Source organism: Mycobacterium sp. 1245111.1 (assembly GCF_001673405.1).
In the GTDB taxonomy this organism is placed as follows: domain Bacteria; phylum Actinomycetota; class Actinomycetes; order Mycobacteriales; family Mycobacteriaceae; genus Mycobacterium.
On the sequence record NZ_LZLV01000136.1, the window covers coordinates 65,134 to 89,415 of the forward strand.

Consider the following 24,282-nt stretch of genomic DNA (forward strand, 5'->3'; position numbering starts at 1 on the left):
AGGAGGAGCGGCGTATGACGCGGGTACAACCGCGGCTCGTCATCGTCGACGGCGTGCCGATGTCGGCGTTGGTCGCCGAGGCGCCGGACCCGCGGGCAGTCATCGTCGCCATTCACGGGGGCGGCACCACCGCACTGTATTTCGATTGCCCCGGCCATCCGGAGTTGTCGCTGTTGCGCACGGGAGCGCAGCACGGGTACACCGTGGTGGCGATCGACCGGCCCGGCTACGGCAGCTCCGCCGCCTACCCCGATGCGGTGGCCGAACCCGGGCAACGGGTTCGGTTGGCCTATGGCGTGGTCGATCGGGTGCTGGGCGAAAACCCCCGCGGCGCCGGGCTTTTCCTGATGGCTCACTCGGGCGGCTGCGAGCTCGCGATGCGGATGTCCACCGATGCGCAGCGCACCGACCTGATCGGCATGGAGCTGTCCGGCACCGGCCGGCGCTATCACCCGGCGGCACGCGAAATCCTGAAGAAGGCCACCCGCGAGCACCGTCCGTCAGGGATGCGTGAGCTGTTGTGGCATCCCCCGGAATTGTATCCGCCCGAAATGCTCAGCGGCGCAACTGTTTACCCCGGGGCTCCCCCCTACGAGGATCAGATGGTGTCCAACTGGGCGCGTCAGGACTTCCCGGCTCTGGCCCCGGGCGTGCGGATTCCCGTGCAGTTCAGCATTGCCGAGCACGAGAAAGTCTGGCAGTGCGATGCGGCGGCTCAGACCGAGATCGTCTCGATGTTCGCCAATGCGCCAACGTTTCAGGTCAACGAACAGCCCGGGGCCGGGCACAACATCAGCGTCGGCCACACGGCCGCCGCGTACCACGCAACGGTGTTTTCCTTCGCCGACGCGTGCGTGAGCGCATTGGAGACACGCTAAATGGACGTCGGATTCATCGGCCTTGGCAGCCAGGGCGGACCGATGGCGGGACGCATCCTCGAAGCCGGTTTCCCGACCACCCTATGGGCCCGGCGGCCGGCGTCTCTGGAACCGTTCGCCGACACCGCCGCCAAGGTGGCCGGATCACCGGCAGAACTCGGCGCCGCCAGCGACCTCGTCTGCCTGTGTGTGGTCGGCGACGCCGACGTGGAGCAAGTCGTCACCGGCGACAACGGCGTACTGGCCGGGCTCAAACCAGGTGGTGTGATCGCCATCCACAGCACAGTTCACCCCAAAACCTGCCACGAATTGGCAGAAAGAGCTGCGGCACAGGGTGTCTCGGTGGTCGACGCGCCAGTCAGCGGTGGCGCACCGGCGGTCGCCGAGGGGCGGCTATTGGTGATGGTCGGCGGTGACGACGACGTGGTCGAACGGTGCCGCCCGGTATTCGCGAGCTATGCCGACCCGATCGTGCACCTGGGCGCGCTGGGGTCCGGGCAGACCACCAAGCTGCTGAACAACCTGCTGTTCACCGCGAACCTGGGCACCGCGGCCACCACGCTGGCGCTCGGCGAGGCGCTCGGCGTCTTACCCGAACGCCTCACCGAGGTCATCTCCCGGGGCAGCGGAAACAGCTTCGCGCTCAACGTACTTGGCGGTGACACCGCCGGCTTGGCCCGGCTTGCCGACATGGCCGGCAGCCTGCTGCAAAAGGACGTGCGCCTGATCGCCGACGTCGCGGGCGCCGCAAAGGTGGCCGGCGGGGCCGTGCTGGACGCCGCGGACGCGACGCTGTCGCTCATGGAACATCCACGGTGAGAATCGGATTCATCGGCGCGGGACGAATGGGGCGCCCGATGGTGAGCCGCCTCGTCGAGGCCGGCCACCACGTCCGCGCGCTCGGTCGATCCGACGAGAAGCGCTCGGCGATCACCGAGTTGGGCGCGGATGCGGTCGCCGACACCGCCGCGGTGAGCGCGGATGCGGAGGCGGTGGTGCTCTGCGTGTTCACCGACCAGCAGGTCCGGCAGATCTGCCTGGCCGACGATCTGGTGGCGGCTATGGCGCCAGACTCAACCCTGGTGCTCCACACCACCGGAAGCCCACGCACCGCCCAGGACATTGCCGAGCGTGGCGTCGAGGTGGTGGACGCACCGGTGAGCGGTGGCCCGCACAATGCGGCTGCCGGCGCACTCACCCTGTTCGTCGGTGGCGGCGACGACGCGGTGGCCAACGTGCGGCCGATGTTGAGCTGCTACGGGGACCCGATCCTGCATGTCGGCCCGCTCGGAACGGGCCAGAAGGTCAAGCTGGTCAACAACGCGTTGTTCGCGGCGCATATCGGGCTGCTATCCGCCTCGGTCGAGTTGGCGGCGCGGCTCGGCGTACCGGAATCCGCACTGCTCAACGCGCTTCCTCACGGCAGCGCAGCAAGCCGGGTGCTGGACATCGTCGCTGCCGGCGGATCGGTGGCGTCATTCATCGAAACGGCCGGCGAATTCGTCGGTAAGGACGTCGAGGTTGTCCGACACATCGCGGCTGAGCTGGGCTCCGACCTCGGCGCGCTGGACGACGTCATCGAAGCCGTAATTCCGGTGCCCAGATGAGGTCTTTTCGACACGAGACGAACCGTCTACCGTTAGCGTTACAGTCGAGCATTCCGTCGTAACGTTCTACGCCGCCAACCAGGCGGTCAGGAGGGTGTCATGACCAAGCCAAAGGTCGTCTTCGATCCGTTCTCCGAGGAGTTCTTCACGAACCCCTTCGACATCTACCGGCGCATGCGCGAAGACGCACCGCTCTACTACGACGAGAAGGAAGACTTCTACGCGATCACGCGTCACGAAGACGTGGCGGCGGCGTTGAAGGACCACGAGACCTACTCGTCGAGCCGGGGCTGCGACCTGGCGATGGTGCGTAAGGGCCTGTCCCCGGAAATGCGGTCGATCATCTTCATGGATCCGCCGGACCACCGTGCCATGCGCAGCCTGCTCAACAAGGCGTTCACCCCGCGGGCAATTCAGTCGCAGCTCGGCGATGTGCACGAAGTGACGGACAAATATCTCTCGGCGGTCGACCCAGACAACTTCGATGTCGTGCAGGACTTCTCCGGTCCGTTCCCGGTGGAGGTCATCACCCGGATGGCAGGTGTGCCCGAGGAATACCGCCAGCAGGTGCGGCATTGGATCGACGTCAGCCTGAGTCGCGAGCCCGGCCAGATCGAAACCAGCGAAGCCGGCATGCAGGCCAACGTGGAAACCGCGATGTACTACTACGGCCTGATCGGGGAACGCCGCGAGAACCCGCAGGACGACATGATCAGCCGGCTGATCGCGGCCGAAATCCCCGGCGAGGATGGCACCATGCGCCGCCTCGACGACATCGAGATCACCAGCTTCGCCACGCTGCTGGGTGGCGCGGGCGCGGAAACCGTGACCAAGTTGATCGGCAGCGCCGCAGTTCTTTTCGCGCGCAATCCCGGCGAATGGCAGAAGCTTCTGGACGACCGCAGCAAGGTGCCGGCGGCCGTCGAGGAGCTACTCCGTTACGAAGGTCCGGTGCAGTACAACGTCCGCTACACCCTGAAAGAGGCACACACCAGCGGCGGCACCATTCCGGCCGGCAAGCCGGTGTTCGTGATGAACGCCGCGGCCAACCGCGACCCCGACGCATTCACCGACGCCGATACCTTCAACATCGACCGCGACCAGACCGAAGCCCAGCACCTCGGCCTCGGTTACGGCATCCACAGTTGTCTCGGCGCCGCGCTGGCCCGGATGGAAAGCCGGATCGCGCTGGAGAAGCTGCTCGACTTCATGCCTCGCTACGAAGTGCAGTGGGACGGCTGCAAACGCGTCACCATGCAGAACGTCGCGGGCTGGCTGAACGTCCCGGTGAAGGTATTGCAATGAGGTGGACTGAGTGACAAAAAAGATCGAAGTCGACTGGGGGCTCTGCGAAAGCAACGGCGTCTGCATGGGCATCATTCCCGAGGTGTTTCAACTCGAGGACGACGACACGCTGACCGTGCTGCAGGACGAAGTCACGCCCGAGAACGAAGCGCAGGTGCTTGACGCGGTCCGCCAGTGCCCGCGACAGGCCATCTCGATCCGCGAGTAGCACCGGGCCGTCACCCGGCGCGAACCGACGCGCGAGCATTAAGAATTCATCAAGCGGGCGCGGCTACTTTCGGTTCAGCAAATCGAAAGGAAGCGCCATGAAGAATGCAATCGCCGGCGCCCTGCTGGCCGGCAGTGTCGCCGTCACCGGTGCGGGGATCGCCCAAGCCGAACCCTTCGCCGCGCAGCCGCATTCCTGGTGTCCCGGGCAGGCACTGCCGTTCGGAAACATTCAGTGGAATATGAGCGTCTGCCACACCTGGTATGAAGTTCCGTTCGGGCAAGGAAACGTGCGGATGGTCGATATCCACGGGCAACCGTTGGACAGCTTCATCTCGGCAGACATCCCGGCGCCGATGCTCACGCCGCCGCCACCACCACCGCCCAAGCCGCCGCACCCCTTCTGCACACCTCGCGGGGCGTTGATCATCATCCCGCCGATCTGCGACGAGATCGGCGTGTACTGAGGCGAAACTGCTGAGGCTCAGGCGAATCCGGAGATGATCACCGCATTGCAGTCGGCCGCGGCCTGACGCAGCTTCGCAGCCGCCTGGTAGGCGTCGGACTCGTACCATGCTCGCGCGGCGTCCACGGATTCGAATTCCAGCACGACGGTCTGGTCACCGTGCCAGGTGCCCTCGATCGTTTCGGGCTTGGTGTCCACCGCGAGGATGTTGCACCCGCCCATCGCTGAGCCGGCGGCTCGGCCGTAGGCCTTCATGCCTTCGGGATCCTTGATGGCCTCGGTGAGAATGACGTAGCCCTTGGGCACTGGCGAACTCCTTGCTATTTCTCGCTGATCGCTTGTTCGGGACAGCATTGGATGGCTTCCTGGGCGGCCGCTTCCAAGTCCGCGGGCACTTCGGAGTCGACGGCGACTGCATAGCCGTCATCGGTGAGGCTGAACACGTCGGGACAAAGCGTGAGGCACATCCCGTGTCCGCGACAGCGCTGGTCGTCTACCCAAACCTTCATGCCGGCGTGAACTCCAGATGCAGTTCCGTGAGCCCACGCAGGATGTAGGTCGGAACATATTGGTAGCGGCGGTCATTGGCCGGTCCGTGATGCTCCTCGCTGACCCGAATGTCCGATGTACGGTCGAGCAGCCGCTCGAGAGCCACCCGCGTCTCGGCGCGGGCCAGCGGCGCCCCGGGGCAGCTGTGGATGCCGCGCCCGAACGAAATGTGTTGGCGGGCATTCTTTCTGGCCGGGTCGAAGGTGGTGGGGTCCTCGAAGCGACGCGGGTCGCGGTTGGCGGCGGCCTGCACCACCATCACCGTGGTGCCCGCGGGCAAGTCGACGCCGCCGACATTGACCGGTCGCCGGTTCAGCCGGAAGTCACCCTTGACCGGGCTCTCGTGGCGCAGCGACTCCTCGATGAAGTTCGGCAACAGGCTACGGTCTTTGCGCAATTGGGCCTGAATGTCCGGACGCTCCACCAGCGTCTGCAGCGACGCGCCCAGCAGCCGCACGGTGGTCTCCTGACCCGCCGAAAAGACGTTGGCCGCCACGCGAGCCACGTCTCCGACCACTGGCGTCGAACCGTCCGGATAGGTGGCGGTGGCGAGCCCGGTCAGCACGTCCTCGCGGGGGTTCGCGCGACGGTCGTTGACGTAGTCCGAGAACAAGCCGTAGAGGAATTCCAGCGGGCTGTGCGCCAGCGACTCCTTGCCCGTGCCACCGACGCCACCGCCGGAATGCTCACGGATGCCCTTGACGAATTTGTCACGGTCCTCCATCGGCACGCCCAGCAGGTCAGCGATCACCAGCAGCGTGAACGGGCTCGCGAAGCCCTTGATGAACTCGCCGCGTCCGGGCGCCAGGAAGTCGTCGAGCGCCTGGTCGGCCAGCACCCACATGGCGTCCTCGTTTTCTTTGAGGCGCTTGGGAGTGATCAGCCGCATCAGCAGCGAGCGGTGGTTGGTGTGGGTCGGCGGGTCGAGCGTCGGCAGCTGGTCACTGAACGGCAGTTCGTCGCGGTGCTGCTCGATCAACTCGGTGATGTCACCGTCACCGTGACCTTCCAGGCTCACCGGGAAACCGGGGAACGGTCCGGTCACCGAGTTGCACGACGACCACGTCTCGGCGTCATTCAAGACCGCGCACGCTTCTTCCCACCCGGTCACCATCGTGACGTCGTGGTGCTTTTCCTTGGTCACCGGGCATTGCTGCCGCAGTGCCTCGTAGTAGGGATAGGGGTCGGCGATGAGATCGCTGCCCCGGAAGAAGTCCTTATCGGTGAAGTCGTTCACCATCTCGCACCGTTCCAATCTCGTTCATGAGAATGAGCCTCTCAGAGATGGATATTAGATTTCCACAGAGCAGGCCGCGACGTCAACGCGGGTGTGGGCGTGGGCTAGCTAGCCCGCCGGGACCAGATCGGCCTGAACCGAGGGGCTCGACATCACTCGGCTGCGAAAGACCTCGATCGGTCCGATCTCAGGCGCGGATATTCCAGCTGCCGCAAGTGCCTGCCCTTTGAATGCCTGGGCCGCCGCGCTGAGGCGGTGTTCGACCAGGCCGACGTGTGAGTCGAGTTCGACCGGCCAGTTCCGTCCCCAGAGCGTGACCTCGGTGGCGCCCTGATCGAGGGCCAGCAGGACGCCCTGCCGGACCCGCGGATCGCAGTCGAACAGGTCGGCGGCGGCGGCCAGGGTTTGCGGCGGCGGCCGATGCGCGGCGGTCGCCAACGCGTGCTCGAGGTCGAGGACCTCGACGCCGAGGATCCGCAGTGGGCGATCGTCGGGATGGTCGGCGACCAGAACCGTCACGTCCCAGCCCGCCATCGCGCGGTCGAACAACCAGCCGCCGGCAAACCTGACCACGTCGGCGACATCCGTTGCGACGACGTCGAGGCGATATCTCACGCCGGATCCGGCGGCGCCATGTCCCGGGCCAACGACTCCGAGTACTCCTTGAAGACCTCGGTTAGCGGTATCGACGGATTGATCAACCATGTCGTCTCCATTCCGGTGATGAACGCAAGAATTTGCACTGCCTTGACGGTCACGTCCATGTCCATCCGGAATCGGCCCGCTCGCTGCCCCTTCCGGATGAGTTCGGTGATGATGTCGATCGCGCCCTGGTAGCGGGCGGTGAGACGGTCGTGCAGCGGCGCGTCCGGGTCGACGTTCTCCGCCAGCAGCACGCTGTAGGTACCGATCAATTCGGGCGACCGGTAATACCGGTCCGCGACGGCGGCGATCTCGGAGATCAGGTCGCCGGCCCGGTCGGCGTGTAAGTCGTCGTCGGCATCGCGAATGTCCAACACGGCATGCAGAAGCTGCTCTTTGGACTCGAAGTGATGCAACAGGCCGGCCGGGCTGACCCCGGCCTCACCGGCGATCTGGGCCAGCGTCGTATTGCGCCAGCCATTGCGGGTCAGCAACCGCTGTGCCACGGCCAGGATCCGTTGTTTGCGATCATCGCCTTTGGCCCGCAGCGAGTCGTACGGCCGTGTCTCGGGCACCGCACTCCTTCGTCCCAGCCAACCAACCAACTGAACACACAGTAGGTTGGTTGGGGTCGCTGTGACAAGGGTCTCAGTTGGTCGAATTTCGCCGGGCCTACAGGCCGAGGGACTTGGCGATGATCACCTTCATCACTTCGCTGGTGCCGGCGTAGATGCGCGCCACCCGCGCATCGGTATACAGCCGGGCGATCGGATACTCCATCATGTAGCCGTAGCCGCCGAAGAGCTGCAAGCAGCGATCCACCACCCTGGCCTGCATCTCGGTGCAGAACAGCTTCACCCGAGCCGCGTCGGCCGCCGACAACTCACCGTCGACATGCAGCGCGACCGCGCGGTCCAGCATCGCCTGGCCGGCCTCGACTTCGGTTGAGCACGCGGCCATTTCGAATTTGGTGTTCTGAAACGATGCGACGGGCTGGCCAAAAGCCTTGCGGTCCTTGGTGTAATCGATCGCCGCGGCGATCGCCGAACGCGCCTGAGCCACCGATCCGACCGCCACCGTCAGGCGTTCCTGCGGCAGGTTGTGGCCCAAGTAGCCGAACGCCTCGCCCTCCTCACCCAGGACGTTCTCGACGGGGACGCGCACGTCGACGAACGACAGTTCCGCGGTGTCCTGGACCTTGCAGCCCATCTTCTCCAGTTCGCGGCCTCGGGTGAAACCCTCCATGCCGTCCTCGACGACGAGCAACGTCAGGCCCTTGCGCCGGTTGTCGGGATCAGTGGCGGTGCGGGCCACGACGATGACGAGGTCGGCCTGCATGCCGCCGGTGATAAATGTCTTGGCGCCGTTGACAATCCAATGGTCACCATCGCGCACGGCCGTGGTGCGCATCCCAGCGAGATCCGATCCGGTTCCCGGCTCGGTCATCGCGACGGCGGTGAGCAGCGTCCCGTCGGCCAGGCCGGGGAACCACCGCTTGCGCTGTTCGGAGTTGGCGTAGTGCAGGAAGTACGGCAGGATAACCTCGAGTTGCGTACGGACCGTCGACAGCGTTACCAGCGCCTTGGCGGCCTCTTCCTGCAGTACGACGTTGTAGCGATAGTCGGGCATTCCGCCGCCGCCGTACTCCTCGGGAATCGCCATCCCGAGCATCCCGAGTGAACCCATCTTCTTGAAGACGTCGCGGGGCATCCGCCCGCCCTTCTCCCACTCGGGGTAGGCCGGCACGACCTCCTTTTCGATGAAGTCTCGGGCCAGCGCGCGAAATGCCTCGTGGTCCTCGGTGAATAGGTCTCTGCGCATGAATTTTCCTGTCAGGCAACAAGTTCGACGATGGTGGCGTTGGCCGTGCCGCCGCCCTCGCACATGGTCTGCAATCCATAGCGGATCCCGTTGTCGCGCATGTGATGTGCCATCCGGGTCATCAGCACCGCGCCCGATGCGCCGAGCGGATGGCCCAGGGCGATGGCTCCGCCGAGCGGGTTCAACCGATCCGGGTCGGCACCGGTTTCGGCGAGCCACGCCAACGGGACGGGCGCGAAGGCTTCGTTGACCTCGAACACTCCGATATCGGAGATCGAGACGCCGGCTTTGGCGAGCACCTTCTCGGTGGCCGGAATCGGACCGGTGAGCATCAAGACCGGGTCCGCCCCGGTGACCGCGCCGGCGACGTAGCGCACCAGTGGGGTCAGGCCGAGTTCGACCGCGATGTCCGACGTGGTCACCAGCAAAGCCGCTGCCCCATCGGAGATCTGAGAGGAGTTGCCGGCATGGATCACACCCGCCTCGTCGAACGCCGGCTTGAGGCCCGCCAGTTTCTCCACCGACGTGCCGCGCCGAATTCCTTCGTCGGCGGTGACAACAGCGGTGTCGTCCCCGGAATCCGTGAAGACCGGGGCGATCTGATCGGCGAAGGCGCCATTGTCCTGTGCGGCCGCGGCCCGCTCGTGGGACAGCGCGGAGTACTCGTCGAGCTGTGTGCGGGAAAAGCCCCACTTCTTGGCGATCATCTCCGCCGAAATACCTTGGTTGAACGAGAAATCGTCATAGCGGGCAAGCACTTTGGGACCGTATGGCTGACCGATGGCGCGGGCCGAGCCCAACGGCACCCGGCTCATCACCTCGACTCCCCCGGCCACCACGACGTCCTGCTGGCCCGACATGACCGCCTGCGCCGCGAAGTCGAGCGCCTGCTGGCTCGACCCGCAGGCCCGGTTGATCGTCGTGCCCGGGATGTGTTCGGGCCAGCCGGCCGCGAGCACCGCGTACCGGCCGATGTTGCTGGACTGGTCGCCGACCTGCGAGACACAGCCCCACACCACGTCGTCGATCACGTTCGGGTCGATGCCGGTGCGCTCGATCAGTTCGGTGAGTACCACGGCCGACAGGTCGGCGGCGTGCATGGCCGAAAGGCCACCGTTCCGCTTGCCGACCGGCGTCCGCACCGCCTCGACGATGACTGTTTCACGCATTCTTCTGCTCCGCTCTCTTGACCGCCCACTGTCCCGTGAACGACGGGTCGCGCTTCGCGGCGAACGCGGCATAGGCCTCCGCCGAATCCGCAGTGGCGAAATTACCGACCTGCGCTCGCGCTTCGTTGGCCAGGGCGTCGCGCATGGTCCGGTCGGCGCCCTCGTTCAACAATGCCTTGCTGTGCGCCAACGCGATCGGCGGCCCGGCGGCCAGCCGCTCGGCGATATCGGCGACGAAGGTGTCGAGCTCGTCGGCGGCAACTGTCCAGGTCACCAGGCCCAATCCCTGCGCCTCGGCGGCGCCGATGGTCTCGGCCAGCAGCACGAGCCGCTTGGCCTGTTGTAGGCCAACGATTTTCGGCAGCAGCCACGAGCCGCCGAGGTCTACCGACAGCCCGCGTTTGGCAAAGATCTGTGAAAACGTCGATTCCGGGGTCGCCACCACCAGGTCGCACCCGAGGGCCAGATTCCAGCCGGCTCCGACCGCGACACCGTTGACCTTCGCGATCGTCGGCTTCGACAACTCGTGCAGCGCCAACGCGACATCGGTCAGGCGGCGCAGTTTGTGGACGGGATGGCTGTCGTCGGGCGTCGAGATGTCGGCCCCTGAGCAGAAGGCGCCCTGCGCGCCGGTCAGCACGACCGCCCGGACATCCGCGTCCTTGCCCGCGTCAATGAGAGCCTGAGCCAACGCAATCCACAGTTCTCGGTTGATCGCGTTCTTACGGCGTGGCCGGTTCAGCGTCAGCGTCCGGACTCCGTCGCGGTCGCTGCACAGCAGCACGGGCTCGTCAGCGGTCACGAGTACGCCGGCCCGACTACGCCCTGTCCGCGCAGTGCATCGATCTCGTCGGCGCCGAGGCCGAGGTCGGCGAGCACCGCATCGGTGTGCTGCCCGAGGCCGGGTACCGCACCCATCGGAGGCTGGTAGCCCGCGATCACCGGTGGCGGCAGCAAGGCCTGAATCGGCCCGGCGGGGGTTTCGACCTGGCGCCAACGGTCGCGCGCCGTCAATTGCGGATGGGCCAGCACCTCGCTGGGCAGGTTGTAGCGGGAATTGCCGATCCCGGCGGCGTCCGCCGTGTTCTGCACGTGATCCAAGTCGTGCTGTGCACACCAGGCACCGATGGCCTCGTCCAAGATGTCGCGATGAGCGCAGCGGCCGGAGTTGCTCGCCAGTCGTGGGTCGTCGGCGAGGTCGTCGCGCTGGATGATCTGCCGTGAAAGTCGTTGCCATTCGGCATCGTTGGTGGTGCCCAGCACCACGGTCTGGCCGTCGGCGGTGCGGTACGCGCCGTAGGGCGCCACCGCGGGTGAACTCACACCCAGCGGCTGCTGGTCGATTCCGGAGTGCTGGGTGTAGGTCAGCGGATACCCCATGTAGTCCATCATGGTGTCGAACAGGCTGAGCCCGACAGTGTTGCCGTGCTGCGCCGGTGTCGATTTCGCATCGCGGGAATACAGCAGCGCCAGGATCGACAGCGCCGAATACAACCCGGTGCTGATGTCGGCCATGGCTGGGCCGGGTTTGGCCGGCATGCCGGGATTACCGGTGATGGCGCAGGCACCGGACTCGGCCTGGACGAGTAGGTCGTAGGCCCGTTTGTGCGACAGCGGTCCGCCGGGGCCGTACCCGTCGATCTCGACGGCGATGACGTTCGGGTGGCGTTGCTCGAGCTCTGCGGCGGAGATTCCAAGCCGAGACACCGCGCCGGGGGCGAGGTTCGACACCAGGACATCGGCCCGGTCGAGCAGTCGGTGCAGGATGTCCAGCCCCGCTTCGGTTTTCAGGTCGAGTGTCACCGACTCTTTGCCGCGGTTGGCCCAGACGAAGTGGGCGGCAAGGCCGTTCACGACTTCGTCGTAGTAACGCGCGAAGTCGCCGCCCTTGGGGTTTTCGACCTTGATCACGCGCGCGCCGAAGTCGGCCAGCACACGGGTGCACATCGGCGCGGACACCGCTTGCTCCAAAGCCACGACGGTGATGCCCGTCAGCGGCCCTTGGCGCTCGGACATCACATGACCATGCCGCCGTCCACCGGCAGCACCTGTCCGGTGATGTAGGAGGCGGCGTCGGAGGCGAAGAAGACGAACGCGCCGGCAACTTCTTCGGGTTCGGCCCAGCGCTTCAACGGAATGCGGTTCATCATGTTGGCCGCGAACTTCTCGTTGGTCCGGATGGTCTCTGTCATCCGCGTAGCCGCAAGCGGCGCAAGGGCGTTGACCATGATGTTGTTGCGCGCCTGCTCGCGTGCCAGCGACTTGGTGAAGCCGATGATGCTGGCCTTGGCGGCCGAGTAGTTCACCTGGCCCAGCGTGCCGGTGATCCCGGCCGAGGAGACCACGTTGATGATGCGGCCGGTGCCGTCGGTGGGCACCGACTTCAGGGCGGCCTGCGCGCAGTGCACGGCCCCCATCAGGTGGATGTCGAGCACCTTGTAGAAGCTCTCGTCGGTGAGGTCGGCGAACATCCCCGGCGCGGTCACCCCGGCGTTGTTGACCAGGATGTTCAACACTCCGCCGGAGAGCGCGGCCGCTTGCGCCACCGCGGCCTCGGCCGCCGACCGGTCGCGCACGTCGAGCGCGGTGCTCTCCGCTTTACCGCCGGCTGCGGAAATGTGTTCGGCGACAGCCGAAGCCGCGTCGGCATCCACATCGCTGACCAGAACCGCGGCACCCGCGGCGGCCAATGCCTCGGCGACGGCGGCGCCGATCCCGGTGCCGGATCCGGTGACCAGTGCCGAGCGACCACTCAGGTCGAACAGCGATCTCATCAATAGCTCCTCGGCATTCCCAGCACGTGCTCGCCCAGGAAGTTGAGGATCATCTCCTGACTGACCGGTGCGATCTTCATCAGCCGTGACTCGCGGAAGTAGCGCGACACGTGGTACTCCTCCGAATAGCCCATTCCTCCGTGCAACTGAAGCGCCCGATCGGCCGCCCCGAACCCGGCGTCGGCGCACAGGTATTTGGCGGTATTCGCTTCGCGGCCACAAGGCTTCCCATGGTCGTAGAGCCAGGTGGCCTTGCGCAGCACCAGTTCCGCGGCGTCGAGCCGGGCGAGCGAGTCGGCCAGCGGGAACTGCAGACCCTGATTCATGCCGATCGGGCGGTTGAACACGACACGCTCGTTGCCGTACTTGACGGCCTTCTCCAGCGCGACCCGCCCGATGCCCAGCGCCTCGGCGGCGATCAACATCCGCTCGGGGTTGAGGCCGTCGAGGATGTACTTGAAGCCCTGTCCCTCCTCGCCGACGCGATCGGAGACCGGCACGATCAGATCGTCGATGAAGACCTCGTTGGAGCTGACCGCGTTGCGGCCCATCTTCTTGATCGGCCGGATGTCGACGTGGTCGCGATCGAGGTCGGTGAGGAACAGCGTCATGCCGTCGGTCTTCTTAGTGACCTCGTCGAACGGGGTGGTCCGGGTAAGCAGCAGGATCTTCTCGGACTCCAGCGCCTTGGAGATCCACACCTTGCGCCCGTTGATCCGGTAGGAGTCGCCTTCGCGTTTGGCGAACGTGGTGATCCGCGAGGTGTCAAGGCCCGCACCGGGTTCGGTGACGCCGAAGCATACGTGCAGATCGCCGTTGACGATGCGGGGCAGCGTCCTGGCCTTCAACTCCTCGGAGCCGTGCTTGACGACGGGCTGCATGCCGAAGATGGTCAGGTGAATCGCGCTGGCGCCGTTCATCGCCGCACCCGAACGCGACACCTCCTCGAGCAACAGCGTGGCCTCGGTGATGCCGAGCCCGTGCCCGCCGTACTCCTCGGGGATCGTCATGCCGAGCCAGCCGCCCGTGGCGATCGCGTCGTAGAACTCCTGCGGGAATTCGTGCGCGAGGTCTTTTTCCATCCAGTACTGGTCGTCGAACTTCGACGCCAGCTCGGCGACCGACTTGCGGATCAGCTCCTGGTCATCGGTCAGCTCGAAGCTCATCCCACCGCCGGCCACTGCGAAATCTCCTTTTGAATCAGTCACCGGCAGTCGAAGTCCGGTGGCTTGTCAGTCCTTGTTGCCCGTCAACTCCTTGGCGCTGGCGGCCCAGTCGGCGAAGTTGGGCCCGCCGTGCTCGTGCTTCGACAGCGCCCGGATCGAGACATCGTGGCCCTCGGCCGCTTTGCGCAGCGCACCGACGGTGGCCTGCGCCTCTGAGATGTGGCTGAACGGGTCGAAAGAGTACCAGCGCATCGCGTTCTGGTACGACATCTTGTTGATCTCGTCGTCGGGAACGTTGTTCAGCGACAACACATCCCAGAGTTCCTCCGGTGCACCCGGCCACATCGAGTCGCTGTGCGGGTAGTCGGCCTCCCAACAGATGTTGTCAATGCCGATCTCGTTACGCAACGCCACCCCGACCTTGTCGCTGATGAAGCAGGTCAGGAAATGCTCGCGGAACACCTCGCTGGGCAGCTTGCCCTTGAAGTCCTGATGCGTCCACGTCGAGTGCATCTCGTAGGTGCGGTCTGCACGCTCGAGGAAGTACGGAATCCACCCGGTGCCACCCTCGGACAGGGCGATCTTCAAATCCGGGTACTCCTTGATCGGCTTGGACCACAACAGATCCGCCGCGGCCTGCACGATGTTCATCGGCTGCAGCGTGATCATCACGTCCATCGGCGCATCGGGAGCTGTGATCGCCAGCCGGCCCGAGGACCCGATGTGCACATTCATCACAGTGTTGGTGTCGCACAACGCGTCCCATAGCGGCTTCCAGTAATCGTTGTGGAAACTCGGGTAGCCCATCGCGGCCGGGTTCTCGGTGAAGGTCAGCGCGTGCACACCTTTCTTGGCGACGCGACGCACCTCTTTCGCGCACTCTTCGGCATCCCAGATCACCGGGATCGCCATCGGAATGAACCGGGCCGGGTACGCGCCGCACCACTCCTCGATGTGCCAGTCGTTGTACGCCTGCACCAACGCGATGGAGAAGTCATGGTCTTCGGTGGCAAACAGCCGACCCGCGAAACCCGGGAACGACGGGAAACAGATCGACGCCAGGATTCCCCCGGCGTTCATGTCCTTGATCCGCTCGTCGACGTTGTAACAGCCGGGCCGGATCTCATCGAGACCCTGCGGCTCCAGGCCGTACTCCTCTTTGGGACGACCCGCGACCGCGTTCAGCGCGACATTCGGGATGATCGTGTCGCGGAACTGCCAGGTGTCGGAGCCGTCCTCGTTGTGCACCAGACGCGGCGCATCGTCGATGTACTTCTTCGACAGGTGGTTCTTGAACATGTCGGGTGGCTCGACGGTGTGGTCGTCGACGCTGATCAAAATCATGTCGTCTTTGTTCACTGCCTGGTCCTCTCCGTCGGGGGCGTTCGGGGCCCACCTAGGTCATCGGCTCGCGGTTAACTCGTGATTGTTGCGAACCTGTGGTCAACCCGTCGGCGAATCGCTGTCGTCGCCGACTTCTCCCGTGTTATGAAAACTAGCTTCTCGGTTCGCGAGAATCAACATGCCAAGGCTACCTCCAGCCCGGTACGTATCGGGTCACCCCCATGAATCTAGCCACCCGGCTCCTTCCGATCGATGCAGGTGAACCCCAGATATTGACCAATCCGGGAGTTCGTGGAAACCTATTGATCAAATTTGAGAATATGATTCTCTTACCCGAGGAGCCCGTATGCGTCTGTCCCCGTTGCCGGCGGAGGAGTGGGACGAGGCTGCCCGCAACGCTGTGTCGGTGATGCTTCCTGAGGAGCGGCGCAACCCCGACGGCGCGGGCAACGTGCTGTCGACGTTGGTCCGTCACCCGAAACTGACTCGCGCCTATCTGAAATTCAGTACCTACCTGCTGTACGGCTCGACGCTGCCGCCGCGTATCCGTGAGCTGGTGATCCTGCGGGTCGCGCATCGGCGCGACTGCGCCTACGAGTGGGCGCATCACGTGGAGATGGGCGGGGACGCAGGGCTGACCGACGCCGACATCGAGGCCGCGCGGGCGGGCCAGTCGACGGACGCATTCGACAGCGCGGTGCTGCGGGCCGTCGACGAGCTCGACGAGAAGAGCAACATCTCCGATCAGACCTGGGCGGCACTCGGCGAGTGGCTCGACGAGCAACAGCGGATGGATCTGGTCTTCACCGCCGGCAACTACATCGCACTTGCGATGGCATTGAACACTTTTGGCGTCGAGGTCGAGGACCGCGCCGGCGACGACGCAGAGCGAAGCTCTGAGGAGAAGCGGCGCTAAAGACCGCGCCGGAACACAAGAGAGGTAAGGACGTTGGCACACTTTCCCAAGCCGGCCGCCGGCAGTTGGACAGAGAATTACCCCGATCTGGGGACCGCGCCGGTGGATTACACCGACTCGATCGACCCCGCGTTCTTCGAGGCCGAACGCGAGGCGGTCTTCAAGAAGACCTGGCTCAACGTCGGCCGCGTCGACCGACTCCCCCGCACCGGCAGCTATTTCACCAAGGAGCTGCCGTCGGCGGGCAAAGGGACGTCGGTCATCATCGTCAAGACCAAGGACGGCTCGGTCAAGGCGTACCACAACGTGTGCCGGCATCGCGGAAACAAGTTGGTGTGGAACGACTTTCCGAACGAGGAGACCTCCGGCACCTGCCGCCAGTTCACCTGCAAGTACCACGCGTGGCGTTACAGCCTCGACGGTGACCTTGCCTTCGTGCAGCAGGAAGACGAGTTCTTCGGCATCGACAAGGCCAACTACGGCCTGGCGCCCGTCCGTTGCGAGGTGTGGGAAGGCTTCATCTTCATCAACTTCGACGACAACGCGGCACCGCTGGTCGACTACCTCGGACCGCTGGCCAAGAGCATCGAGGGCTATCCGTTCGGCGAGATGACCGAGACCTACTCGTACCGTGCCGAAGTCGGCAGCAACTGGAAGCTGTTCATCGACGCGTTCGTCGAGTTCTACCACGCGCCGATCCTGCACCAGGGTCAGTACACCAAGGAAGAAGCCGCCAAGATCCAGAAAGTCGGTTACGAGGCGCTGCACTACGAGTTGGCCGGCCCGCACAACCTGCAGTCGACCTGGGGTGGGCAGGCGCCGCCGGCCGACATGTCCATGGTCAAACCGATGGATCAGGTGTTGCGCAGCGGGCTGTTCGGTCCCTGGGACAAGCCGGAGATCATCGAAAACCTGGAACTTCCACCGGGTGTCAATGTGAAGCGGGTGCCACAGTGGGGCATCGACTCGTGGCTCTTCTACCCGAACTTCATGCTGCTGATCTGGGAGCCGGGCTGGTTCCTGACCTACCACTATTGGCCAACCGCCGTCGACAAGCACATCTTCGAGTGCACGTTGTACTTCGTTCCGCCGCGTAACGCGCGGGAACGGCTGGCCCAGGAGCTGGCCGCGGTGACGTTCAAGGAGTACGCGCTGCAGGACGCCAACACCCTGGAAGCGACCCAGACCATGATCGGGACCCGGGCGGTCAAGGAGTTCCTGCTCTGCGACCAGGAAGTTCTGATCCGCCACCTGCACAAGACCACGGGCGACTACGTGAAGGAGTACCAAAACAATGGCGTTACCGTCTGAATTCGCCGATCTAGAGCCATATCTCGACTGGGATCTGGCCACCGAGCCCGAGCGCTACGCCAAGCGGCTGGCCTCCTCGATGGCCGAGATGCAGGCGTTCTACGACGTCGCTTTTCCCATGCTCAACGATGTCATCGAATACTGCGATAAGTTCCCGTTGGACGATCTGCCCGAGGACGCGAGGACGTTGATGCACATCATGCAGTCGCTGGTCATGGTGTCGTTCCCGATCGAAGCCTGGAAGCAGCCGCGGGTGCCCGACAGCGGGGCCGCCTGGGTCGAGTTGCTTCGGGAGCCGGTGATCTAACTGGTGCTCACGCTCAAGGCTGCCGGGCTGTTCGACGTCGACGCCGGTGAGATCGTCTCGCCGGGCATCCTGCGCGTCGAGGGAGACCGAATCGTCGGTATCGGTGGTGAGCCTCAAGGTGACGTCGTCGATCTCGGCGAATCGATCCTGCTGCCCGGCCTGATGGACATGGAAGTCAACCTGCTGATGGGCGGGCGCGGGGAGAAGCCCGCACTGTCGTCGGTGCAGGACGATCCACCCACCCGGATGTTGCGCGCCGTCGGCAACGCCCGCCGGACGCTGCGGGCCGGGTTCACCACCGTGCGCAACCTCGGGTTGTTCGTCAAGACCGGCGGTTATCTGCTCGACGTCGCGCTGGGCAAGGCCATCGACGCGGGTTGGATCGACGGGCCGCGGGTGGTTCCGGCGGGACATGCGATCACCCCGACCGGTGGGCACCTGGATCCGACGATGTTCGCCGCGTTCGCGCCCCATGTGATGGACCTGACCGTCGAGGAGGGCATCGCCAACGGGGTCGACGAGATCCGCAAGGCGGTGCGCTACCAGATCAAGCATGGCGCCGAGCTGATCAAGGTCTGCTGCTCCGGTGGTGTGATGTCGCTGACGGGACCGCCTGGGGCCCAGCACTATTCGGACGAAGAGCTGCGCGCGATCGTCGACGAGGCGCACCGTCGCGGAATGCGAGTGGCCGCGCACACGCACGGGGCCGAGGCGGTCAAGCACGCCGTCGAAGCGGGGATCGACTGCATCGAGCACGGGTTCCTGATCGACGACGAAGCGATCGCGCTGATGGTCGAGCGTGGCACGTTCCTGGTGTCGACGCGGAATCTGGCCGAGGGCATGGATGTTTCGCACGCTCCACCGGAACTGCAGGCCAAGGCCGCCGAGATGTTCCCGAAGTCGCGTACCTCCATCTTGGCCGCCTACGAGGCGGGGGTGAAGATCGCCGTCGGCACCGACGCGCCGGCCATACCGCACGGTAAGAACGCCAACGAGCTTGTCACGCTGGTCGAGTGGGGCCTGCCCCCGCTGGCGGTGTTGCGGGCCGCAACCACCACCGCGGCCGAGCTGATCAACGTCACCGACCGCGGCCGGCTAGCCGAGGGGCAGCTCGCCGACATCATCGCGGTACCGGGAGATCCGTTGTCCGACATCGCCGTAACCCAACATGTGAGCTTTGTGATGAAAGGCGGCAAAGTTTATGTCGGACCGAATTGAGGACCTCGTCGAGATCCAGCAACTGCTGGCTCGGTATGCGGTGACCATCACGCAGGAAGACATCGACGGGTTGGTCGCGGTCTTCACCCCGGACGGCACCTACAGCGCATTCGGCGAAACCTATTCACTGGACCGATTTCCGATGTTGGTCGACGCCGCGCCGAAGGGCTTGTTCATGACGGCCACCCCAGTGATCGACCTCGACGGTGACACCGCAACCGGAACTCAGCCGCTGTGCTTCATCGACCACGCAACGCACGACATGCGGATCGGGTACTACAAGGACAACTACGTGCGGACCGCGGACGGATGGCGGCTGAAAACCCGTGCAATGACCTTCATTCGGCGCAGCGGAGTGCACGACTCGGGTAGGCCACACGCGATCGGACGGCCGCCTGCGTGACGCCGATGCCGGATGAATCCGGAGGTGGGGGCACCTCCCGCTCGCGGGGGAGAGTCGCGCCATCAACCAGCGTGAACGTGGCGCAGTTCCGGACCGACCTGCGGGCCTGGCTCGACGAGCACGACCTGACGCCAGGGCCGGATCACTCGCTGGAAGGTCACATGCGGCAGATGGCCCGCGTCAGCCGGGCACTCTATGACGCCGATTGGATGCGCTACGGCTGGCCGGTCGAGGTGGGCGGGCTGGGCGGTCCCGCGATACTGCGGGCGGTCGTCGGCGAAGAAGTGGTGGGCCGCCGCCTCGCCGAACCAGGCCCCTATTCGATGCTCGAAGTGCTGACCCCGACGATGATCGACTATGCGCCACCAGGGCTCGCCGCGGAGATGGTGCCACGCCTGCTGCGCGGCGAAGAGCAATGGTGCCAAGGCTTTTCCGAACCCGGCTCCGGCAGCGACCTGGCATCGCTGTCGACGCGCGCGGTGCCGGACGGGGACAACTGGGTCGTCACCGGGCAGAAGGTCTGGACAAGCTACGCGCAGTTCTCCACCCGGTGCATCCTGCTCACCCGCACCGCGCCCGGCTACGACGGCATCACCGCATTCTTCGTCGACCTGGACACGCCGGGCATCACCGTCCGCCCGCTGCGCACCATGCATGGGGTCGACGAGTTCTGCGAGGTCTACTACGACGACGTGGTGGTGCCGGCCGACCGCATGCTCGGCCAGCCCGGCGACGGCTGGCGACTGGCGATGGACCTGCTGCCCTACGAACGATCCACCTGCTTCTGGCAACGGATCGCCTACCTGTACTCGCGGTTCGACGCGCTGATCGCGGAGGCCGACAATCCCGACGAATACGAGCTGGGCGCAGCATATCTCGCGCTGCACACGCTACGTTGCCGGTCTCGAGCGACCCAGCACCAGCTGGCCGACGGCGAGTCATTGGGCCCGCAGACCTCTATCGACAAGGTGCTCTTGGCGGGAGCCGAGCAGCGGCTCTATGACACCGTGCGCGATCTGCTCCCCGGCGTGATCGAGTTGGACGACAGCCCGTGGCGGTCCGAATTCCTCTATTCCCGGGCGTCGACCATCTACGGCGGCACCGCGGAGATCCAGCGCAACATCATCGCGCGCCGGCTGCTGGATCTGGGCAAGGAGTGAGTGTGGACAGCGAATCCTTGCAGCTGCTGGAGGACGGCCTGCGCAAGACGATGACGACCGCGTCGGGCCAGCAGCTCGACGCCGCGCTGGCCGAACTGGGCTGGCTCGAGATGCTCGACGAAATACCGTATACCGCAGTTCCTTTGGTGTTCAGGCTGCTCGGCGAGACCGGTGCGCACGCGCCCGTGCTCAACGACGTCGTGTTGCGTGCGGCCGGCCGCGAGGGCGGCGGCACGGTGCCGTTGCGATACACCGGTGACTCCTGGGTTGTCTGGGCCCGGACCGGTGGGCCGAGCTCGGTGCTCGGCGATGACTTGCCGATACACCCTGTGGGCGAAGGCGATTCGGCGCCGATGGGGCCGGGCCGGCACGCTCTTGGCTGGTGGCTGGTCGGCGCCGGGCGGGCGATGCTGGCGCTGGCTCGCCAGCATGCGCTGGACCGCACGCAGTTCGGGCGGCCCGTCGCGTCGTTCCAGGCGATCCGGCACCGGCTGGCCGAGACGCTGGTCGCGATCGAAGGCGCGGAGGCCACACTGGTGGCTGCCGCGGCCGAGCCCGACGAACTGAGCTTTCTGCTCGCCAAGGCCGCCGCCGGCCAGGCGGCGTTGACCGCGGCGCGTCACTGCCAGCAGGTGCTCGGCGGTATCGGCTTCACCGCGGAGCATGAACTGCAGCGACACATCAAACGCGCGCTGGTGCTGGACGGCCTGCTCGGCAGTTCACGCGAGCTGACCCGCGAGGCCGGAGCAGCATTGCGCGACAAAGGGTTTGCGCCACGGCTGACGCAGCTCTAGCTCGTCGGCAATCAGTTTCGCGGCAGGCCGAGAATCCGCTGGGCGATGATGTTCCGCTGGATCTCCGACGTGCCGCCGGCGATGGTCGCCGCGAAGGTGCGCAGGTAGCGGTCGAACCAGCTTCCGGAGTGCGCATCCAAGTTCAGCGGCGCGTACGGGCCGGTGAGCGCGGGGTGGACGAGCCCGTCCACTCCACTGGCGCCCAAGACATGCTCGGTCGCGGACTGCACGGCTTCGGATCCGAGCAGCTTGAGCACCGACTGGCTCGCCACGTCGTCCTCGCCGCGAGCGGCTCGCGCCAGGGTCACCGAGCCCAACAACCGCAGCGCCTCGTAATCCATCACCATGGTGGCGTAGCGATCACGTTCGCGTTCGCCGAAGGGTTCGAAATCGGCTGTCATTTCCTGCAATTGGTCGGCGTAGCCCATCCAGAGCATGTTGCGCTCGTGGCCGAGCGAACCGTTGGCCACTCGCCAGCCGTCGTTCAGCGGGCCGACCAGGTTCTCGGCCGGCACGCGCACATCGGTGAAGAACACCTCGTTGAAATCCACGTCGTCGCTGGCAGCGGCCGAGGCGAACGGCCGGCGCGTCACGCCCGCAGTGTCGGTCGGGATCAGCAGCACGCTGATCCCCTGGTGCTTTGGCGCAGTCGGATCGGTCCGCACGAATGTCAGCAACACGTCGGCGTCGTGGGCGCCGGACGTCCATACCTTCTGCCCGTTCACGATGAAGTGGTCTCCGTCGCGAACCGCGGCCGTTCGCAGCGAGGCCAGATCGGAGCCCGCACCCGGCTCGCTCATGCCCAGTGACGCGGTGATCTCGGCCCGCAGGATCGGCACGGCCCACTGCCGCTTCTGCTCCGGCGTTCCGAAGGACAACAATGACGCGGCGATGATGCCGACGCCCTGCGGGTTGAAGCTCTGGTAGATGCGGCGCCGCGACAACTCCTCCGCGTGGACATACTGCTGCAACACAGTGGCATTGCGGCCGCCGAACTCGGGCGACTGGCCGGGCAACAGCCAGCCGTGGTCGAACAGCAGCCGCTGCCATCGCCGAGCCCACGGCGGCACGTCGGACGACGACCGCGAACGTCGCACCACGTCGGCGTCGTCCGGCAGATACTCGTCGAGAAAGGCCGCGAATTCGGTACGGAATGCTTCGACGTCCGCATCGAAGGTCAGTTGCATGTGCGCTCCGTAATTCGCATTCCGCTTCCCAGCGGAGCGGTAAGAGAATACTATTCTCGCCAAGAGAAAGTTACAATCTCAGACACGTCGTCCCGCGAGGGGGAGAGCACACCAATGACACGGCGTTCTCCGGTACAGTCCAATCATGTTCTCCCCTCGCGGCAATCATCTGAGCCGCCCGTGACCAGCCCCAGCGAAGAGCCGGCTTGGAAACAGCGCGCCGTCGAGCGGTCGATCAAGACGGCGAAGCTGCGGGCCGCGCAGCGCGTCCAACGCTTCCTGGATGCGGCGCAGGCCATCATCATCGAGAAGGGCAGCACGGACTTTACCGTCCAAGAGGTCGTCGACCGCTCCCGGCAGTCGCTGCGAAGCTTCTACCTGCAGTTCGACGGCAAGCACGAACTGCTGCTCGCGCTCTTCGAAGACGCCCTGAGCCGGTCGTCGGATCAGATTCGCGCCGCCACCGCCAACCACACCGACCCGATCGAGCGGCTGAAAGTCGCGGTCGAGCTGCTGTTCGAGGCGTCTCGCCCGGACCCGACCGCCAAGCGGCCGCTGTTCACCGACTTTGCTCCGCGACTGCTGGTCTCCCACCCCGAGGAGGTCAAGGTCGCGCACGCGCCGCTGGTCACTTTGCTCGCCGAGCTGATGGAAGCCGCCGGCGAGGCCGGTGAACTGCGGTCGGGCATCAACGCCAAGCGGATGGCCGCGATGACAATGCAGACCGTGATGTTCATCGCGCAATCCAGCGGCGGATCCGACGACGCGACCGTGCATCCGATCACCGCCGACGAGGTCTGGGACTTCTGCTCGCGAGGATTCATCGGCAAATAAACCGGTCGAGAATCGGCTTACCGGCAAGTGAGAACCTCAATTACACTGGCCGCGTGCTTGATCTCTGGACGGACCTGCTCGGCTGCCTGAATCCACACCGCCTCGGCGGCCCCGCCCACGCCGACGGTGTCCTGGAGTTCGAGGGCGTCAGCCAGCAATTGGACTACCACCGGGTGTTCGGCGGCCAGTTGCTCGGGCAATTCATCCGCGTCGCGGAACTGGCCTCCCCGGGAAAATCGGTCAAATCGTTACACGCGGTGTTCGCCCGCGAGGGGCGAGCCGCCCAGTCGGTCCGCTACCGGTCGACCCCCCAGCACGAGGGCCGCTCGTTTGCCTCGCTGACCATCACCGCCGAGCAGCCGCATGCCGTGCTGGCCAGCAGTGCGGTGTCCATGCACGGATGTGAGGACGGCCCGGAAAACCAAGACTGCGAATCGGTTTCGACGCTGCTGGACGAGACGCACCGGGTGGAACTCGACCTGATCCCGTGGGAGACCCGCAGCGCCGACGACCTCAGCGCCACCACCACCGGCCCGCCGAGATTCGAGGTGTGGATGCGGACCCCGGCCGTCGACACCGAGCTCGCGCCGGCCCTGGCCGCGTACGCCACGGACCTCACGCTGATCGGGACGGCGCTGCGCCCGTTCGAAGGGTTCAGCCATCGGGGCAACGGAACGCAGTTCACCTCCGCCGTCACCTCGCACACCGTCTGGTTTCACCGGTCATTCCGCACCGACCGATGGCTGCTGCTGCGCCAGCACAGCCCGATGCTGGCACATGGCCGTTGCTTCGGCCGGGGCGACATCCTGACCGAGGACGGCTCGCTGGTCGCGTCGTACGCGCAGGAGGCACTACTGCGCTTTCGCAGCAGCGGCGAATCGCCCGGCGCATGACGCGAAAGTGTTCGCATATCGCACACATTTGGCAGCTTGGAGAAGCTAATTCTCGCTATCGCAGAATGCTAGCTAGCGAAAATGGATCTTACGT

At 65.4% G+C, this 24,282-nt stretch carries 28 protein-coding genes; 15 read left to right on the forward strand and 13 right to left on the reverse strand.

The window, feature by feature from the left end; translation table 11 throughout:
• Nucleotides 1–14: 14 nt before the first annotated feature.
• The 6 genes from A5658_RS21370 to A5658_RS21395 all read left to right on the forward strand — a co-directional run bounded on the left by A5658_RS21370 (nucleotide 15) and on the right by A5658_RS21395 (nucleotide 4,464).
• Nucleotides 15–878 carry an alpha/beta hydrolase gene (locus tag A5658_RS21370; RefSeq protein ID WP_067340152.1) on the forward strand — a complete coding sequence of 288 codons (864 nt, stop codon included), beginning with the start codon at nucleotides 15–17 and terminating at the stop codon, nucleotides 876–878.
• A complete protein-coding gene (locus A5658_RS21375) occupies nucleotides 879–1,697 on the forward strand; it encodes an NAD(P)-dependent oxidoreductase (protein ID WP_067339827.1) in 819 nt (272 codons plus the stop codon). It abuts the gene before it with no gap.
• Entirely contained in the window at nucleotides 1,694–2,485 is a 792-nt protein-coding gene (locus tag A5658_RS21380; protein ID WP_082993338.1) for an NAD(P)-dependent oxidoreductase, read from the forward strand. Before A5658_RS21375 ends, A5658_RS21380 begins: the two co-directional genes overlap by 4 nt.
• Before the next feature lie 99 nt (nucleotides 2,486–2,584).
• Nucleotides 2,585–3,790: a cytochrome P450 gene (locus tag A5658_RS21385; RefSeq protein ID WP_067339832.1), complete on the forward strand. Its 1,206-nt coding sequence runs from the start codon at nucleotides 2,585–2,587 to the stop codon at nucleotides 3,788–3,790.
• A gap of 10 nt (nucleotides 3,791–3,800) precedes the next feature.
• Nucleotides 3,801–3,998 (forward strand): ferredoxin, encoded by a 198-nt coding sequence (locus tag A5658_RS21390; RefSeq protein WP_067339834.1) that lies wholly within the window; start codon nucleotides 3,801–3,803, stop codon nucleotides 3,996–3,998.
• A 97-nt stretch (nucleotides 3,999–4,095) separates the two neighbouring features.
• On the forward strand, nucleotides 4,096–4,464 hold the full coding sequence (locus tag A5658_RS21395; protein ID WP_067339837.1) for a hypothetical protein: 369 nt from the start codon (nucleotides 4,096–4,098) through the stop codon (nucleotides 4,462–4,464).
• Nucleotides 4,465–4,481: 17 nt separating this feature from the next.
• Here A5658_RS21395 and A5658_RS21400 read toward each other — a convergent pair whose 3' ends face one another.
• The 12 genes from A5658_RS21400 to A5658_RS21455 all read right to left on the reverse strand — a co-directional run bounded on the left by A5658_RS21400 (nucleotide 4,482) and on the right by A5658_RS21455 (nucleotide 15,180).
• The gene (locus A5658_RS21400; protein WP_156751589.1) at nucleotides 4,482–4,817 is read right to left on the reverse strand and encodes a DUF1330 domain-containing protein; all 336 of its coding nucleotides are present in this window, start codon (nucleotides 4,815–4,817) and stop codon (nucleotides 4,482–4,484) included.
• Nucleotides 4,784–4,972: a ferredoxin gene (locus A5658_RS21405; RefSeq protein WP_067339842.1), complete on the reverse strand. Its 189-nt coding sequence runs from the start codon at nucleotides 4,970–4,972 to the stop codon at nucleotides 4,784–4,786. The genes A5658_RS21400 and A5658_RS21405 overlap by 34 nt, the downstream gene beginning before the upstream one ends.
• Complete coding sequence (locus A5658_RS21410; protein ID WP_369830554.1) at nucleotides 4,969–6,249, reverse strand: cytochrome P450; 1,281 nt, start codon at nucleotides 6,247–6,249, stop codon at nucleotides 4,969–4,971. The genes A5658_RS21405 and A5658_RS21410 overlap by 4 nt, the downstream gene beginning before the upstream one ends.
• A 108-nt stretch (nucleotides 6,250–6,357) precedes the next feature.
• Nucleotides 6,358–6,864 carry a hypothetical protein gene (locus A5658_RS21415; protein WP_067339847.1) on the reverse strand — a complete coding sequence of 169 codons (507 nt, stop codon included), beginning with the start codon at nucleotides 6,862–6,864 and terminating at the stop codon, nucleotides 6,358–6,360.
• Nucleotides 6,861–7,466, reverse strand: coding sequence for a TetR/AcrR family transcriptional regulator (locus A5658_RS21420; RefSeq protein ID WP_067339848.1), 606 nt, complete (start codon nucleotides 7,464–7,466; stop codon nucleotides 6,861–6,863). Before A5658_RS21420 ends, A5658_RS21415 begins: the two co-directional genes overlap by 4 nt.
• A 97-nt stretch (nucleotides 7,467–7,563) precedes the next feature.
• The gene (locus tag A5658_RS21425) at nucleotides 7,564–8,712 is read right to left on the reverse strand and encodes an acyl-CoA dehydrogenase family protein (protein ID WP_067339850.1); all 1,149 of its coding nucleotides are present in this window, start codon (nucleotides 8,710–8,712) and stop codon (nucleotides 7,564–7,566) included.
• A gap of 11 nt (nucleotides 8,713–8,723) precedes the next feature.
• The gene (locus A5658_RS21430) at nucleotides 8,724–9,881 is read right to left on the reverse strand and encodes a thiolase family protein (RefSeq protein ID WP_067339853.1); all 1,158 of its coding nucleotides are present in this window, start codon (nucleotides 9,879–9,881) and stop codon (nucleotides 8,724–8,726) included.
• The gene (locus tag A5658_RS21435) at nucleotides 9,874–10,683 is read right to left on the reverse strand and encodes an enoyl-CoA hydratase/isomerase family protein (RefSeq protein ID WP_067339855.1); all 810 of its coding nucleotides are present in this window, start codon (nucleotides 10,681–10,683) and stop codon (nucleotides 9,874–9,876) included. Before A5658_RS21435 ends, A5658_RS21430 begins: the two co-directional genes overlap by 8 nt.
• Nucleotides 10,680–11,897, reverse strand: a complete 1,218-nt coding sequence (locus A5658_RS28965; RefSeq protein WP_067339857.1) for a CaiB/BaiF CoA-transferase family protein — start codon at nucleotides 11,895–11,897, stop codon at nucleotides 10,680–10,682. Before A5658_RS28965 ends, A5658_RS21435 begins: the two co-directional genes overlap by 4 nt.
• Nucleotides 11,897–12,655 carry an SDR family NAD(P)-dependent oxidoreductase gene (locus A5658_RS21445; RefSeq protein ID WP_067339860.1) on the reverse strand — a complete coding sequence of 253 codons (759 nt, stop codon included), beginning with the start codon at nucleotides 12,653–12,655 and terminating at the stop codon, nucleotides 11,897–11,899. Before A5658_RS21445 ends, A5658_RS28965 begins: the two co-directional genes overlap by 1 nt.
• Nucleotides 12,655–13,821: an acyl-CoA dehydrogenase family protein gene (locus A5658_RS21450; RefSeq protein WP_067340154.1), complete on the reverse strand. Its 1,167-nt coding sequence runs from the start codon at nucleotides 13,819–13,821 to the stop codon at nucleotides 12,655–12,657. Before A5658_RS21450 ends, A5658_RS21445 begins: the two co-directional genes overlap by 1 nt.
• Before the next feature lie 66 nt (nucleotides 13,822–13,887).
• On the reverse strand, nucleotides 13,888–15,180 hold the full coding sequence (locus A5658_RS21455; protein WP_067339862.1) for an amidohydrolase family protein: 1,293 nt from the start codon (nucleotides 15,178–15,180) through the stop codon (nucleotides 13,888–13,890).
• Nucleotides 15,181–15,511: 331 nt separating this feature from the next.
• On the opposite strand from A5658_RS21455, the gene A5658_RS21460 reads away from it, so the two are divergent.
• From A5658_RS21460 to A5658_RS21490, 7 genes are all read left to right on the forward strand, one after another.
• A complete protein-coding gene (locus tag A5658_RS21460; RefSeq protein WP_067339864.1) occupies nucleotides 15,512–16,081 on the forward strand; it encodes a carboxymuconolactone decarboxylase family protein in 570 nt (189 codons plus the stop codon).
• A gap of 33 nt (nucleotides 16,082–16,114) precedes the next feature.
• A complete protein-coding gene (locus tag A5658_RS21465) occupies nucleotides 16,115–17,392 on the forward strand; it encodes an aromatic ring-hydroxylating dioxygenase subunit alpha (RefSeq protein ID WP_067339866.1) in 1,278 nt (425 codons plus the stop codon).
• Nucleotides 17,376–17,699: a hypothetical protein gene (locus A5658_RS21470; RefSeq protein ID WP_067339869.1), complete on the forward strand. Its 324-nt coding sequence runs from the start codon at nucleotides 17,376–17,378 to the stop codon at nucleotides 17,697–17,699. Before A5658_RS21465 ends, A5658_RS21470 begins: the two co-directional genes overlap by 17 nt.
• Nucleotides 17,700–17,702: 3 nt before the next feature.
• Complete coding sequence (locus tag A5658_RS21475; protein WP_067339871.1) at nucleotides 17,703–18,917, forward strand: amidohydrolase family protein; 1,215 nt, start codon at nucleotides 17,703–17,705, stop codon at nucleotides 18,915–18,917.
• Nucleotides 18,901–19,320: a nuclear transport factor 2 family protein gene (locus A5658_RS21480; RefSeq protein WP_067339874.1), complete on the forward strand. Its 420-nt coding sequence runs from the start codon at nucleotides 18,901–18,903 to the stop codon at nucleotides 19,318–19,320. The genes A5658_RS21475 and A5658_RS21480 overlap by 17 nt, the downstream gene beginning before the upstream one ends.
• 71 nt (nucleotides 19,321–19,391) lie before the next feature.
• Nucleotides 19,392–20,480 carry an acyl-CoA dehydrogenase family protein gene (locus A5658_RS21485; protein ID WP_067339877.1) on the forward strand — a complete coding sequence of 363 codons (1,089 nt, stop codon included), beginning with the start codon at nucleotides 19,392–19,394 and terminating at the stop codon, nucleotides 20,478–20,480.
• 50 nt (nucleotides 20,481–20,530) lie between these two features.
• Complete coding sequence (locus A5658_RS21490) at nucleotides 20,531–21,274, forward strand: acyl-CoA dehydrogenase family protein (protein WP_082993353.1); 744 nt, start codon at nucleotides 20,531–20,533, stop codon at nucleotides 21,272–21,274.
• A gap of 11 nt (nucleotides 21,275–21,285) precedes the next feature.
• On the opposite strand, the gene A5658_RS21495 is transcribed toward A5658_RS21490, so the two are convergent.
• Nucleotides 21,286–22,461 carry an acyl-CoA dehydrogenase family protein gene (locus A5658_RS21495; RefSeq protein WP_067339882.1) on the reverse strand — a complete coding sequence of 392 codons (1,176 nt, stop codon included), beginning with the start codon at nucleotides 22,459–22,461 and terminating at the stop codon, nucleotides 21,286–21,288.
• A 180-nt stretch (nucleotides 22,462–22,641) separates the two neighbouring features.
• On the opposite strand from A5658_RS21495, the gene A5658_RS21500 reads away from it, so the two are divergent.
• Nucleotides 22,642–23,295, forward strand: a complete 654-nt coding sequence (locus tag A5658_RS21500; RefSeq protein WP_067339884.1) for a TetR/AcrR family transcriptional regulator — start codon at nucleotides 22,642–22,644, stop codon at nucleotides 23,293–23,295.
• Between the two features lie 53 nt (nucleotides 23,296–23,348).
• Nucleotides 23,349–24,188 carry an acyl-CoA thioesterase II gene (locus A5658_RS21505; RefSeq protein WP_067339887.1) on the forward strand — a complete coding sequence of 280 codons (840 nt, stop codon included), beginning with the start codon at nucleotides 23,349–23,351 and terminating at the stop codon, nucleotides 24,186–24,188.
• Nucleotides 24,189–24,282 lie beyond the last annotated feature (94 nt).